General features: G+C 71.0%; 13 protein-coding genes. 6 read left to right on the forward strand and 7 right to left on the reverse strand.

The genetic code is table 11. The features are described from left to right. Positions 1 to 59: 59 nt before the first annotated feature. Together EOINJALH_RS26335 and EOINJALH_RS26340 are read left to right on the forward strand one after the other, a co-directional pair. Positions 60 to 1,358: a serine/threonine-protein kinase gene (locus EOINJALH_RS26335; protein ID WP_404872801.1), complete on the forward strand. Its 1,299-nt coding sequence runs from the start codon at positions 60 to 62 to the stop codon at positions 1,356 to 1,358. Between the two features lie 178 nt (positions 1,359 to 1,536). Beyond that, on the forward strand, positions 1,537 to 1,839 hold the full coding sequence (locus EOINJALH_RS26340; protein ID WP_088285813.1) for a PsiF family protein: 303 nt from the start codon (positions 1,537 to 1,539) through the stop codon (positions 1,837 to 1,839). Positions 1,840 to 2,014: 175 nt separating this feature from the next. Here the strand turns inward: EOINJALH_RS26340 and EOINJALH_RS26345 are convergent, their stop codons facing one another. Beyond that, positions 2,015 to 2,470 (reverse strand): DUF2214 family protein, encoded by a 456-nt coding sequence (locus EOINJALH_RS26345; protein WP_088285815.1) that lies wholly within the window; start codon positions 2,468 to 2,470, stop codon positions 2,015 to 2,017. Next, complete coding sequence (locus tag EOINJALH_RS26350) at positions 2,467 to 3,387, reverse strand: LysR family transcriptional regulator (RefSeq protein WP_088285817.1); 921 nt, start codon at positions 3,385 to 3,387, stop codon at positions 2,467 to 2,469. The genes EOINJALH_RS26345 and EOINJALH_RS26350 overlap by 4 nt, the downstream gene beginning before the upstream one ends. Before the next feature lie 91 nt (positions 3,388 to 3,478). On the opposite strand from EOINJALH_RS26350, the gene EOINJALH_RS26355 reads away from it, so the two are divergent. Together EOINJALH_RS26355 and EOINJALH_RS26360 are read left to right on the forward strand one after the other, a co-directional pair. Further along, positions 3,479 to 4,171, forward strand: coding sequence for a haloacid dehalogenase type II (locus EOINJALH_RS26355; RefSeq protein ID WP_088285819.1), 693 nt, complete (start codon positions 3,479 to 3,481; stop codon positions 4,169 to 4,171). A 55-nt stretch (positions 4,172 to 4,226) separates the two neighbouring features. Further along, positions 4,227 to 6,413 (forward strand): malate synthase G, encoded by a 2,187-nt coding sequence (locus tag EOINJALH_RS26360; protein WP_088285821.1) that lies wholly within the window; start codon positions 4,227 to 4,229, stop codon positions 6,411 to 6,413. A gap of 77 nt (positions 6,414 to 6,490) precedes the next feature. On the opposite strand, the gene EOINJALH_RS26365 is transcribed toward EOINJALH_RS26360, so the two are convergent. Further along, positions 6,491 to 6,871, reverse strand: coding sequence for a hypothetical protein (locus EOINJALH_RS26365; protein ID WP_088285823.1), 381 nt, complete (start codon positions 6,869 to 6,871; stop codon positions 6,491 to 6,493). A gap of 75 nt (positions 6,872 to 6,946) precedes the next feature. After that, complete coding sequence (locus tag EOINJALH_RS26370; RefSeq protein WP_088285825.1) at positions 6,947 to 7,336, reverse strand: TraR/DksA C4-type zinc finger protein; 390 nt, start codon at positions 7,334 to 7,336, stop codon at positions 6,947 to 6,949. 134 nt (positions 7,337 to 7,470) lie between these two features. On the opposite strand from EOINJALH_RS26370, the gene EOINJALH_RS26375 reads away from it, so the two are divergent. Beyond that, complete coding sequence (locus EOINJALH_RS26375; RefSeq protein WP_088285827.1) at positions 7,471 to 8,694, forward strand: NAD(P)/FAD-dependent oxidoreductase; 1,224 nt, start codon at positions 7,471 to 7,473, stop codon at positions 8,692 to 8,694. A gap of 100 nt (positions 8,695 to 8,794) precedes the next feature. Then, positions 8,795 to 9,556, forward strand: a complete 762-nt coding sequence (locus tag EOINJALH_RS26380; RefSeq protein WP_088285829.1) for a class II glutamine amidotransferase — start codon at positions 8,795 to 8,797, stop codon at positions 9,554 to 9,556. A 60-nt stretch (positions 9,557 to 9,616) separates the two neighbouring features. On the opposite strand, the gene purB is transcribed toward EOINJALH_RS26380, so the two are convergent. From purB to EOINJALH_RS26395, 3 genes are all read right to left on the reverse strand, one after another. Further along, on the reverse strand, positions 9,617 to 10,984 hold the full coding sequence (gene purB, locus EOINJALH_RS26385; protein ID WP_088285831.1) for an adenylosuccinate lyase: 1,368 nt from the start codon (positions 10,982 to 10,984) through the stop codon (positions 9,617 to 9,619). A gap of 86 nt (positions 10,985 to 11,070) precedes the next feature. Further along, a complete protein-coding gene (locus tag EOINJALH_RS26390) occupies positions 11,071 to 12,087 on the reverse strand; it encodes a M48 family metallopeptidase (protein WP_088285835.1) in 1,017 nt (338 codons plus the stop codon). 63 nt (positions 12,088 to 12,150) lie between these two features. After that, entirely contained in the window at positions 12,151 to 13,338 is a 1,188-nt protein-coding gene (locus EOINJALH_RS26395; protein WP_088285837.1) for a YjgN family protein, read from the reverse strand. Between the last annotated feature and the right edge of the window lie 91 nt (positions 13,339 to 13,429).

Consider the following 13,429-nt stretch of genomic DNA (forward strand, 5'->3'; position numbering starts at 1 on the left):
AGGAACACCTCGCTGGTGGCACCGTCGCCGCGCCCCAAGCCAACGGCCTGCCGGCCCGCATCGGCAAGTACCGCGTGCTGTCGCGGCTGGGCGACGGTGCCACCAGCGAGGTGTTCCTCGCCGAGGACGAGTTCAACCACCGCCAGGTGGCCATCAAGCGCGTGCGCCCGGCGGTGCTGGGCGAGGGCCTGGAGAACCGCTACCGCGCGCACTTCTTCGCGTCCGAGGCGGCGCTGGCCGGCAAGCTGCAGCACCCGAACGTGGTGCAGATCTTCGACGCGGTGGACGACCCGGTGGCGCCCTTCCTGGTGATGGAGTACGTGCCGGGCGTGACGCTGCGCCGCTTTTGCCGCGCCGACGCGCTGCTGCCGCTGTCGCAGGTGGTGGAAATCGGCTTCAAGTGCGCGATGGCGCTGAGCTACGTCTTCCGCCAGGGGCTGATCCACCGCGACGTGAAGCCGGCCAACATCCTGGCCCTGGTCGACCGCGAGGCGGTGGTCGACGTGAAGATCACCGACTTCGGCAGCGCGCTGGACACCCTGTCGGACCGCACGCAGGTGTACCGCGTCGGCTCGCTGGCCTACATGTCGCCCGAGCAGTTGGACGGCAGCTCGCTCGACGCCCGGGCCGACATGTTCTCGCTGGCGGCCGTGCTGTACCACCTGGTGGCCGGGCGTCCGCCCTTCGACGCCGTGCAGCAGGGCGCGCTGATGCACCAGATCCTGAACCTGGCGCCGCCATCGCTGGTGCCGCTGCGCGACGGCGTGCCCGAGCGCATGGACGCGATCCTGCAGCGCGCGCTGGCCAAGTCGCCGGCCGATCGCTTTGCGGGTTGGGACGAATTCGCGCTCGAATGGTCGTCGCTGGTGGCCCGGCACGAGGTGCCGCGCGGACCGCTTCAGGAGGTGCTGGACTCGGAACGCTTCAACCTGCTGCGCAGCCTGGAGTTCTTCGCCGGCTTCGGCGACGTGGAGCTGTGGGAGGTGGTGCACCGTGCGCAGTGGCTGCGCCACAGCTACGGCGCCGCGCTGTACCGCAAGGGCGAGGAGGGCAACACCTTCCACATCATCGCCCAGGGGCGGGTCGACGTGTACCGCGACGGCCAGCGCGTGGCCCAGCTGGGCGCCGGCACCTCGGTGGGCGAGATGGCCTACCTGGCGCCGAGCGACGAGCTGCGCGTGCACGCCGCCGACGTGATCGTCAGCGACGCCGCGACCACGGTGACCTTCACGCCGACGTCGATGGATTCGCTGGGGCCGGTCACCCGACACCTGTTCGACGCGGCCTTCATCAAGGTGCTGGTGCGGCGGCTGCACGCCGCGCACGAGTCGATGGCGCACCCGCGGCGCATCCTTTGACATGGCTCATCCGCTGGCCCGTCGCGCCGGTGGAACGCCGAAAAGAATCGTCGGTGCGGTGTGCACCGCAAGGCGCGCATCGGCGTTGACCTCATTGCCGGTGCAGGTGCGCTCTGCTCCAATCGGCCCCGGCCATCCTGGCCGAGCACATCATCCAACGAGGAAGAGGACCCGCATCATGTTCAAGCAGTTCACCGTCGCCGCCGCATCGCTCGTGTTGTGCGTGGGCCTGGCCCAGGCGCAGGCCTCCGGCCCGGCCACCGGCAAGGCCCCGAGCGCCCAGCAAAACAAGATGGGCGAGTGCAACAAGGAAGCCGCCGACAAGAAGGGCGACGAGCGCAAGGCCTTCATGAAGACCTGCCTGTCGGCCAAGAAGACCACCCAGCAGGACAAGATGAAGACTTGCAACAAGGACGCCGGCGACAAGAAGCTCAAGGGCGACGACCGCAAGAAGTTCATGAGCGACTGCCTGAAGGCCTGAGCCAGCGCTCCCGGCGGCCGGTTCGACCGTCGGGGCGTGGCAAGCCGGCCGGGCGCTGCTCGGCGGCGGCCATCGACACGCCGGGCTCTGCGCCCGGCGTTGTCGTTTCATGCGCCAGGCCTGACGCCCGGCGTTGTCGTTTCATGCGCCAGGCCCAACGCCCGGCGTGGTCGCATCAGACCGTGCCGATCCCGCGCGCCAGCATCACCGCCAGCAGCGGCACCAGCAGCATCAGGTGGGATGCTCGCATCACCCGCCGGCGCAGTACCGCCACCTCGTCGGCCGCCGGCAACCCGCCGGTCGAATGCAGCGCGCGCTGCCAGGCGCGCAGCGTGCGCTGGGTGCGCCAGGCGGCCAGCCCCATCAGCGCGAACAACGCCACCTTGCCCCAGAAGAGCGGCTGGCCGCCCATCCAGGCCACGCCCTTGATGCCCCACAGCCAGCGCGCCAGCCCGCTGGCCAGCACCAGCAGCGCGGCCACGTTGGCGATGCGGTCGACCACCACCAGCCGGTCGACCACGGCGGCGTTCAGCCACTCGGTGCGGGCCAGCGCGGCGGTGCTGGCGAGGAACACCACCCAGGTCAGGATGGCCAGCAGGTGGACGTAGGCGAGGACGGTTTCGAGGATCATGGGGTGGCACGGCGCCCGCGCCAGTAAGCCGCGTCGCCGTAGGTGTGCTTCAGGTAGTCGATCCACAGCCGCAGCCGCAGCGGCAGGTGCTTGCGCTGCGGTACCACGGCGTAGATGCCGTTGGGCGGCGCGGCGAAGTCTTCCAGCAGCGCCACCAGCTGCCCGGCGGCGATCTCGCGCTCCACCTCCCAGGTGCTGCGCCAGGCAATGCCCATGCCCTGCAGGCACCAGTCGTGCAACACCTGGCCGTCGCTGCAGTCGATGCGGCCGCTGGGGCGCAGGTGCGTCACCGCGCCGCCCACGGTGAACGCCCAGCCGCGCGTCTGGCTGGCGTCGGACGACAGCGTCAGGCATTCGTGGCGCGACAGCTCGGCCGGGCTGGCCGGCGTGCCGGCGCGCTTCAGGTACGAGGGCGCGGCCACGCACAGGCGCCGGTTGTCGGCCAGGCGCACGCTGACCAGGCTGCTGTCGGGCATGTCGCCCACGCGCACCGCGCAGTCGAAGCCTTCGTTGACGATGTCCACCACGCGGTCCGACAGGTTCAGCGACAGGCTCACGTCGGGGTGCAGCGCCAGGAAACCGGGCACCAGCGGGGCCACGTGGCGGCGGCCGAAACCGGCCGGCGCGGTCAGACGCAAGTGGCCACTGGCTTTCACGCCACCGGCGCTGACGCTGGCTTCGGCATTGGCGATGTCGGCCAGGATGCGCTGGCAGTCTTCGAGGAAGGCGCTGCCCTCGTGGGTGAGCGAGATGCGCCGGGTGGTGCGCACCAGCAGCTTCACGCCCAGGCGCTCTTCCAGCGCATCGATGCGCCGGCCGATCACCGCCGGGGCCACGCCCTCGGTCGACGCCGAGGCCGTCAAGCTGCCCTTCGTGGCCACGGCCACGAAGGACTCGATCTGCTTGAGCCGATCCATGGGCGCGAAGATTACACGCCGTTTGGTCATCAATCAATCGCCGCCGGTGCAATTAATGCGGTCGTGTGTTCGTAATACAGTCCGAGCCACGATGGCCCCCGCTCACCCTTCGCCGCCCCAGGCGGTGCTGTTCGATGCCTACGGCACGCTGTTCGACGTGTACAGCGTGGGCCTGCTCGCCGAGCAGATGTTCGCGGGCCAGGGCGACGCACTGGCGCTGCTGTGGCGCGACAAGCAGATCGAGTACACCCGCCTCACGTCGATGAGCGGCCGCTACCGCCCGTTCTGGGAGCTCACCCGCGCCGGCCTGCGCTTCGCCGCGCAAAAGCTCAAGCTCGACCTGGCGCCCGACGCCGAAGACCGGCTGATGAACCAGTACCGCCACCTGTCGGCCTTCCCCGAGAACCGCGAGGTGCTGCTGGCGCTGAAGGCCCGCGGCATCCGCGCCGGCATCCTGAGCAACGGCGACCCCGAGATGCTGGACGTGGCCGTCAAGAGCGCCGGCTTCACCGACCTGGTCGACCCGGTGCTCAGCGCCCACGCGGTGCAGCGCTTCAAGACCGACGCCGCGGTCTACGACCTGGGGCCGGCCGCCCTGGGCCTGCCGGCGAAGAAGATCCTGTTCGTCTCCAGCAACGGCTGGGACGCCATCGGCGCCACCTGGTACGGCTACACCACGCTGTGGGTCAACCGTGCCGGCGCGCCGCTCGACCCGCTGGACACCCAGCCCACCCGCACCGGCAGCAGCCTGCGCGACGTGCTGGACTGGTTTCCCGCCGCCTGACCGCTTTCCGTTCCCTGCCCTTCCCCTTTCCCTGACTCCGAGACCAAGGATTGCCATGACCGAGCGCACCACCTGCCACCGACTCGAGGTGGCCACCGAGCTGTACCGATTCATCGAGGACCGCGTGCTGCCCGGCACCGGTGTGCCCAGCGAGGCCTTCTGGCTGGGCTTCGACGCCATCGTGCACGACCTGGCGCCGAAGAACGCCGCGCTGCTGGCCGAGCGCGACCGCCTGCAAAGCGAGCTGGACGCCTGGCACAAGAAGCACCCCGGCCCGATCAAGAACATGCGCAAGTACCGCAAGTTCCTCACCGAGATCGGCTACCTGGTGCCGGTGCCGGCCAAGCTGAAGATCACCACGAAGAACGTCGACGCCGAACTGGCCCTGCAGGCCGGCCCGCAGCTGGTGGTGCCGATCACCAACGCCCGCTACGCGCTGAACGCCGCCAACGCCCGCTGGGGTTCGCTGTACGACGCGCTGTACGGCACCGACGCGCTGCCCGAGGACGGCGGCGCCGAGCGCGGCACCGGCTACAACCCGGTGCGCGGCGCCAAGGTCATCGAATATGCACGCTACGTGCTCGACCGCTGCGTGCCGCTGAAGAAGGGCTCGCACATCGACTCCACCGGCTACGCCGTGGTCGACAACGAACTGGCCGTGACGCTGAAGAACGGCCGCACCGTGGGCCTGAAGAACCCGGCGCAGTTCGTCGGCTTCCAGGGCGAGCCGGCCACGCCGTCGGCGGTGCTGCTGAGCCACCACGGCCTGCACATGGACATCCGCATCGACCGCGACACGCCCATCGGCCAGGGCGACCCCGCCGGCGTGGCCGACCTGGTGCTCGAATCGGCACTGTCGACCATCCTCGACCTGGAGGATTCGGTGGCCGTCGTCGATGCCGCCGACAAGGTGCAGGCCTACGGCAACTGGCTGGGCATCCTGCAGGGCACGCTGACCGAGTCGGTGAGCAAGGGCGGCAAGACCTTCACCCGCGGCCTGAACCCCGACCGCGAATACACCGGCCCGCGCGGCGAGGACGTGGCGTTGCACGGCCGCTCGCTGCTGTTCGTGCGCAATGTGGGCCACCTGATGACCAATTCGGCGGTGCTGTGGGGCGGCGGCCAGGAGATCCCCGAGGGCCTCCTCGACGCGGTCGTCACCACCACCATCGCGCTGCACGACCTGCAGGGCGGGGGCCAGGGCGGCATCCGCAACACGCGGCATGGCTCGGTCTACATCGTCAAGCCCAAGATGCACGGCCCGGCCGAAGTGGCCTTCGCCGGCGAGCTGTTCGGCCGCGTCGAACAGATGCTGGGCCTGCCCGACAGCACCGTCAAGCTCGGCATCATGGACGAGGAGCGCCGCACCAGCGTCAACCTCAAGGCCTGCATCGCCGCGGCCACCAGCCGCGTGGCCTTCATCAACACCGGCTTCCTCGACCGCACCGGCGACGAGATGCACACCGCCATGCTGGCCGGCCCGATGATGCGCAAGGGCGACATGAAGCAGAGCGCCTGGATCCAGGCCTACGAACGCAACAACGTGCTGGTGGGCCTGTCCAGCGGCCTGCGTGGCAAGGCCCAGATCGGCAAGGGCATGTGGGCCATGCCCGACCTGATGGCCGCGATGCTGCAGCAGAAGATCGCCCACCCCAAGGCCGGCGCCAACACCGCCTGGGTGCCCAGCCCCACCGCCGCCACGCTGCACGCGCTGCACTACCACCAGGTGGACGTGTTCAAGGTGCAGAAGGAACTCGAGAAGGTGGACGCTGCCGCCGAGGCCGACGCCATCCTCGAAGGCCTGCTCACCATACCGGTGGTCAAGAAGGCCAAGTGGAAGGACGAGGAGAAGCAGCAGGAACTGGACAACAACGTCCAGGGCATCCTGGGCTACGTGGTGCGCTGGGTCGACCAGGGCGTGGGCTGCTCCAAGGTGCCCGACATCCACAACGTGGGCCTGATGGAAGACCGCGCCACGCTGCGCATCAGCAGCCAGCACATCTGCAACTGGCTGCACCACGGCGTGGTGACCAAGGCGCAGGTGAAGGCCACCTTCAAGCGCATGGCCAAGGTGGTGGACCAGCAGAACGCCGGCGATCCGCTGTACAAGCCGATGGCCAAGCACCACGACGGCGCCGCCTTCCAGGCCGCGCTCGACCTGGTGTTCAAGGGCAAGGCGCAGCCCAGCGGCTACACCGAGCCGCTGCTGCACGCGTCGCGCCTGAGGGTGAAGGCGGGCTGAGGCTAGCGTCCGCCCCAACGAGAAAACGGCGCCCGCGGGCGCCGTTTGTCATGGCCGGTCGGTGCGGTCGCCGGTGCTCAGCTCGGCGTCGGCGTGCCCGCCATGCGGTCGTGCTTGAGGAAGTACTTGCGCGCCATCGCCACGAGCTGGGCCTCGGTGGGGTGGTCCACCGTCTCGTAGCCGACGATGTGCGGCACCAGCGCGGCGCGGTGCCTTTCGACGTAGTGCCTGAAGTCGGCCTGCGCGGTGCGCGAGCCGGTGACCAGCACCTCGGGGATGCCGGTCATCGCGTCGCACACCAGCGCGAAGAACTCGTGCTCGGTGCGCACGTCGCTGCCGTGCTGGCGGGTGTGGCGGCTGCTGGACTTGACCTTCTGCGCCTCCACGTGCTCGGCGTCGAACTGCAGCAGCTGGGCGGTGTGGTGGTCGATCTGGACCACAGCGTGGAACATCGTCATGTGGAGTCTCTCGTTGACGGCGCCGCGGGCGCCGGGAATGGATCGAAGGGCTGTGCCGCGATCCGCTGTGTCAGGCTACAGGCTGGCCGTGCGCGGCGCCGTGCGCTCGCGCACCGACTCGCAGGCCACGCAGCGCAGGGCCTGGGGCTCCAACGCCAGGCGGGCGTAGGGCACGTCGGCGCCGCAGTCGGCGCATTCGCCGTAGGTGCCGGCGGCCAGGCGCGCCAGGGCCTGCTCGGTGGCGGCAAACTCCGCGCCTTCGCGGTCGGTCATCGCGAAATCGACCTCGCGGTCGGCGTCGCGCTGCGGGCCATCGTCACCGTCCTGCAGCAGCACTTCGCGGGCGTGCTCGGCGCGGCTCAGGCCGTCCAGCTGGGTGGACATGCGCGCGCGCAGCGATTGCAGACGTTCGCGCAAGCGGGCTTCGAGCTGGCTGCGCTCGGCGGGGGTGAGGTGCTTGCTCATGGTGGGTCTCCTGAAGCCCATGGTGGCACCACGAGGTGGCATGCGCGTTGATGCCCATCAAGCGCCAGACCGCCTCACGGCATGCCTCCCTACAATCGCCGACCGTGCCTGCGCCGCCCCCCTCGCGACCGACGATGACCGACACCCTGCCCGACGCCTGCGAGGTGCTCGTCGTCGGTGCCGGCCCGGCCGGCAGCGCCTGCGCGCACTGGCTGGCGCGCCAGGGCCGGTCGGTGGTGCTGGTGGACCAGCACCCCTTCCCGCGCGACAAGGTCTGCGGCGATGGCCTCATCCCCGATGCGCTGCACGCCTTGCAGCGGCTGGGCCTGTTCGACGCCGTGATGGCCCGGGCGCAGCCGGCCCAGCACGTGGCCTGCATCGGCCCGCGCGGCGGCCGCGTCGACGTGCCGGGTCGCCTGGCGGTGCTGCCCCGCCGCGAGCTGGACGACCTGCTGAAGTGCGGCGCCGAGCGCGCCGGCGCACGCTTCTTCGCGCCCTGGCGCTTCGAGTCGCCGCTGGAGGAGGACGGCCGCGTCGTCGGCGCCCTGCTGCGCGGCCCGGACGTCACCCGGCCGCTGCGCGCGCGCTGGACCGTCCTGGCCACCGGCGCCGTACCGCGCGCCATGCTGGCCGCCGGCCTGTGCCAGCGCCACACGCCCAGCGGCGTGGCGCTGCGCGGTTACGTGCGGCACCCCGGCCTGGTGGGCCGCGTGCGCGCGCTCGAGGTGCTGTGGCACAAGCGCCTGCGCAAGGGCTATGGCTGGATCTTCCCGGCGCCGGGCGGCGTGTTCAACATCGGCGTCGGCCTGGCGCACAGCCATGCCCGCGCCGGCGCCGACGGCCGCCGCACGATGGCCGACGTGAACCTGCGCGAGATGTTCGCCACCTTCGGCGACCTGCACGCGCCCGCGCGTGAACTGCTGGCCCATGGCGAGTGGGTGGGCGAACTCAAGGGCGCACCGCTGCGCTGCTCGCTCGAAGGCGCACGCTCGTCGCGCCCGGGGATGCTGGCCACCGGCGAGGCCGTGGGCAGCACCTACGCCTTCACCGGCGAAGGCATCGGCAAGGCGCTGGAGACCGGCCTGCTGGCCGCCGAGGCCCTGCTGGCCGGTGGCAGCGACGCCGAGGTGGCCGCGCGCTACCACGCCGCGCTGCAGGTGCTGAAGCCGCGCTTCGATCTCTACGAGCGCGCCAACCAGATCAACGACCACCCCTGGCTGGCCGATCTGGTGATCTGGCGCGCCCGGCGCGACCCGCGCATCCTGCGCCGCATGGCCGGCGTGCTGGAAGAGACCAACAACCCCGGCCACCTGGTCTCGCTGCGTGGCCTCACGAAGCTGCTGCTGCCGGTGCGCTGAAGCGATACTGACCCCCACGCTTGTCGCTTCGCTCCGGCGCTGCCCCCCGAGGGGGCCCAGTCCGGCTTGGGGCGGCCCGGCGCCGGACTGAGACCCAACCATGTGCCAACTGCTCGGGATGAACGCCAACACGCCCACCGACGTGATGTTCTCGTTCACGGGCCTGGCCACGCGCGCCGACGAGCACAAGGACGGCTTCGGCATCGCCTTCTTCGAAGACCCGGGCCTGCGCCTGTTCGTCGACCACCAGAGCGCGCGGCAGTCGCCGGTGGCCGAGCTGGTCAAGCGCTTCCCGATCCACAGCGGCAACGTCATCGCCCACATCCGCAAGGCCACGCAGGGCCGGGTGGCGCTGCAGAACACGCACCCCTTCGTGCGCGAGCTGTGGGGCCGCTACTGGGTGTTCGCCCACAACGGCGACCTGAAGGGCTTCGAGCCGCGCCTGCACGGCAGCTTCCGCCCCGTGGGCGACACCGACAGCGAGCGCGCCTTCTGCTGGCTGATGCAGGAGCTGGCCAAGGCCCACGCGTCGGTGCCGTCGATCGACGAGCTGAGCCGCACGCTGGCCGAACTGCTGCCGCTGCCCGCGTCGCACGGCACCTTCAACATGCTGCTGTCCAACGGACAGGCGCTGTGGGCGCACGCCACCACCTCACTGTTCTGGCTGGAACGGCGCCACCCCTTCGGCGCCGCGCGGCTGGCCGACGAGGACCTGAGCGTGGATTTCGGCTCGCTCACCGCGCCCACCGACCGCGCGGCCATCGTCGCCACACAACCGCTCACCTGCGACGAGCCGTGGCAGGCCTTCGACAAGGGCGAGCTGCGGGTGTTCGTCGGCGGCCAGGGGCGGCGAATCGGTTGAGCGCCCCGGCGCGTGGGTAGGGCGCCACGGCGCGCGGGCTGAGCGCCCTGCCGGCGGGTGTCAGATGCGCTTGGCCAGCGCCGAGGCCAGGCCTGTGTAGCTGCCGGGCGTCATGGCCAGCAGCCGGGCCTTGTCGTCGGCCGGCAGCGCCAGTTTCTCGACGAAGCCCTGCATCAGCTCGCGCGTCATCGGCTGGCCGCGGGTGAAGGCCTTCAGCTGCTCGTAGGGCTCGGGCAGGCCGTGGCGGCGCATCACCGTCTGCACCGCCTCGGCCATCACCTCCCAGGCGCCGTCCAGGTCGGCGGCCAGCGCCTCGCGGTGCACCTCGAGCTTGTCCAGCCCGCGCGCCAGCGAATCCAGGCCCAGCAGCGAATAGCCCAGCGCCACGCCCATGTTGCGCAGCACGGTGCTGTCGGTCAGGTCGCGCTGCCAGCGGCTCACCGGCAGCTTCTGGCTCAGGTGGGTGAGCAGCGCATTGGCCAGGCCGAAGTTGCCCTCGGCGTTCTCGAAATCGATCGGGTTGACCTTGTGCGGCATGGTCGAGCTGCCGACCTCGCCTTCCTTCAGGCGCTGCTTGAAGTAGCCCAGCGAGATGTAGCCCCACAGGTCGCGCGACCAGTCGATCAGGATGGTGTCGCAACGCGTGATGGCGTCGAACAGCTCGGCCATGCAGTCGTGCGGCTCGATCTGGATGGTGTACGGGTTGAACGACAGGCCCAGGCGCTCTTCGACCACCTGGCGACCGAAGGCCTCCCAGTCGTAGTCGGGGTAGGCGGCCAGGTGGGCGTTGTAGTTGCCCACGGCGCCGTTCATCTTGGCCAGCAGGCGCACGCCGGCGATGCGCTCGCGGGCGGTGACCAGGCGCGCCACCACGTTGGCGATCTCCTTGCCCACGGTGGTGGGGCTGGCGGTCTGGCCATGCGTGCGGCTGAGCATGGGCAGGTCGGCCAGGTGGTGGGCCAGGCCGCGCAGGCGGTCGATGACGCGGTCGATGGCGGGCAGCAGCACCTGCTCGCGCGCGGCCTGCAGCATCAGCGCGTGGCTGGTGTTGTTGATGTCCTCGCTGGTGCACGCGAAGTGCACGAACTCGCCCGCCGCCAGCAGCTCGGCATGGCCGGCGAAGCGCTGCTTGAGCCAGTACTCAACCGCCTTGACGTCGTGGTTGGTGGTGCGCTCGATGTCCTTGATGGCGCGGGCATCGGCCTCGCCGAAGCGCAGCACCAGCGAACGCAGGAAGCCGCGCGAAGCCTCGGACAGCGGCTTGAACTCGGCGAAGCCGGCATCGCCCAGCGCGATGAACCACTCCACCTCGACCTGCACGCGCCGGTGCATCAGGCCGAACTCCGACATCAGCGGGCGCAGCGCGGCCATGCGCTGCGCGTAGCGGCCGTCGAGCGGCGAGAGGGTGTGCAGGGTGGACAGGTTCATGGCGCATCGACGGGCCTGCCGTCGGGCCGCCCGCCCCGTTCGGGGAAAGCCTGCGATTCTAGGGGCGCCACCCCCTGCGCAGCGGTTCAGTCGGACCGGCGCAGCCGCCGCACGCGCTCGTCGTCGGGCGGGTGCGTGGACAGCGCGATGGGCAGTGCCGCGGTGCCCGGGCCCTGCGCGGCCCGCAGGCGCTCGAACAGCACGGCCAGGGCCGCCGGGTCGAGCCCGTTGGCGCGCATCAGTGCCGCGGCCTCGTCGTCGGCCTGCAGCTCGAACTCGCGCGAGTAGGCCAACTGCCCCAGCATGGCCGGGGCGGCCGTGAGCACCGCGGAGAAGTCGCCCAGCACCACCGACGACAGCGCCGCCAGCACGCCGGCCTGCACCACGCCGCGCATGCCGTGGCGGTGTCGCACATGGCCCAGTTCGTGGCCCATCACGCCGATCAGCGCGTCGGGGCGGTCGGCCAGCAGGCGCACCATCGCGTCGGTGACGACGATGTGGCCACCCGGCAGCGCGAAGGCATTGGCGCCCAGGGCGTCCACGCTGTCACGAAAATGCAGCGTCCACGACGGCAGGCCGCCGCCGGGATGGGCCCGCCGCACGGCCTGGTCGAAGCGCTGGCGCAGCGCCGCCTGCGTGGCCGAGGGCAGGCGGCTGGGGCGCAGCAGTTCGCGCTCCAGGCCTTCCAGCACCACGGCACCCACCTGCTCGTCGAGCGTGGGCGGGCACAGCGCCAGCAGCGTCTCGGCGGCCCACGGCGTGCCCCAGCGGTAGGCCGCGCCCAGCAGCGCGACGGTGGCCAGCAGGGCCAGCAGCGCGCGACGCCAGCTGTGCGCCCACACGGCGGCCATCGGCTGGCTCAGGCCGCTCTGTCGGGCCCAGCGGTCCCAGGTGGCGGTGTCGCGGCAGCTCAGCATGCCCTGGCCCGGCAGGTAGGCCAGGCGCACGCCATGGCGCTGCACCTCGGGCCAGGCCACCTGCTGCACCGGCACCTGCAGGGCCACCCCCGGGCCCTCGATGGACAGCAGGCCCTGCACCACGCGCAGGCGCACCGGGCGGGCGACGGCCTGGTGGCCATCGAAGTAGTCGGCGGGGCAATCCATGGCGCGCGGCGGGTGCGAAGGCGGTTCGTGGGGCGGTGGCCACGACGGGGCAACGGCGGGCGGTCAGAGCCCGATGTCGACGCCCAGCACGTCGGCCGCGGCCTCACCGGTGGCCTCGGCCGCAGCCCGTCCCGGGGCCTGGGTGAGCCCGTCGAGATCGCAATAGGCCAGCAGGTGCACGGCCTCGAGCCGCAGGCGGGCGGTGTTCACCGCGGCGAAGGGCCGGTACAGGCCCAACGTGCACACCATCAGCAGCATGTTGCGCAGCGACAGCCAGGCCAGGTCGCGGTAGCGCAGCGTGCATTCGAAGCGCAGGTGGAACGAGGCCGTGCCGTTCCACAGCAGGTTCTGCAGCCGGGCGCTGAAGTAGGGCTGCGTCAGCGCGAACAGCACCAGGTAGCCCAGCAGGCCCAGCACGGCCGCACCGATGGCGGCGGCGCCGCTGAGCCGCCCGCCGACGGCCAGCCCCAGCGCGGCGACCACGCCCGCGGCGCCGGCCAACAGCAGGCCCGCCGCCAGGCTGACCAGGCCGGTGCGCATGAACAGGCCGTAAAAGGCCCGCGTGGGCACGGTCAGGCGAGTGGTCTCGCCGGCGTAGGCAAAGTGGTGGTGCTGGTAGCGCTTGATCGAGGCCAGTGCCATCGGCGTCAGCAGCAACGAGGCCAGCACGGCCACGCCCAGCACCATCGCCCCACCGATGGCCAGCGGCGACTGCCCGTCGCCGGAAGCGGCCGACGCCGCCAGCGCAATGCCCAGCGGCAGTGCCGGCAGGTAGGCGCCGTAGGTGCCGCCCAGGTCGCCGGTGAAGCGCAGCCGCAGCCCGCGCCAGCTGGTGTTGGCCAGCCGGAAGCGCATCGACGCCAGCCACAGCGCCGGCCACAGCACCGCAAACGCACCGGCGGCCAGCATCGCCGCGCCGGGCGAGACCTGGCCGGCCAGCGCATAACACCCGAAAAACGCGATCACGAGCAGGTAGCCGCGCAGCATGGCCCAGGGGTTGCCGTGGAAGCCCAGCGCCTCGTCGCCGACCAGCGTGTTGGCATGGAAGTAGCGCAGCTTGCGCGCCTTGGCGAAGGGGTGGTACAGGCTCAGCGTGACCAGCGTGAGCAGCAGGTTGACGATCCAGATTCGGAAGTACTCGCTGCCCGAGCCGGTGAACTGCACGGGCAGCCGGCGTGGCGTGGGCAGCAGGTCGAGGGCGATCGGCCTCGACGACAGGCCCTGCCGTGTGCTGCTGGCGAAATCCCCCATGTGGCGTTCCTGGATCGTGGTTGGTGCAGCGGGCGCGCCCGCGACGTGCCCGGTTCGTGGCCGAGCGTGTAGGGGATTCTAGACCGACGGC

It is taken from the genome of Ideonella sp. A 288, from assembly GCF_002198735.1.
Classification (GTDB): Bacteria; Pseudomonadota; Gammaproteobacteria; order Burkholderiales; family Burkholderiaceae_C; genus Pseudaquabacterium.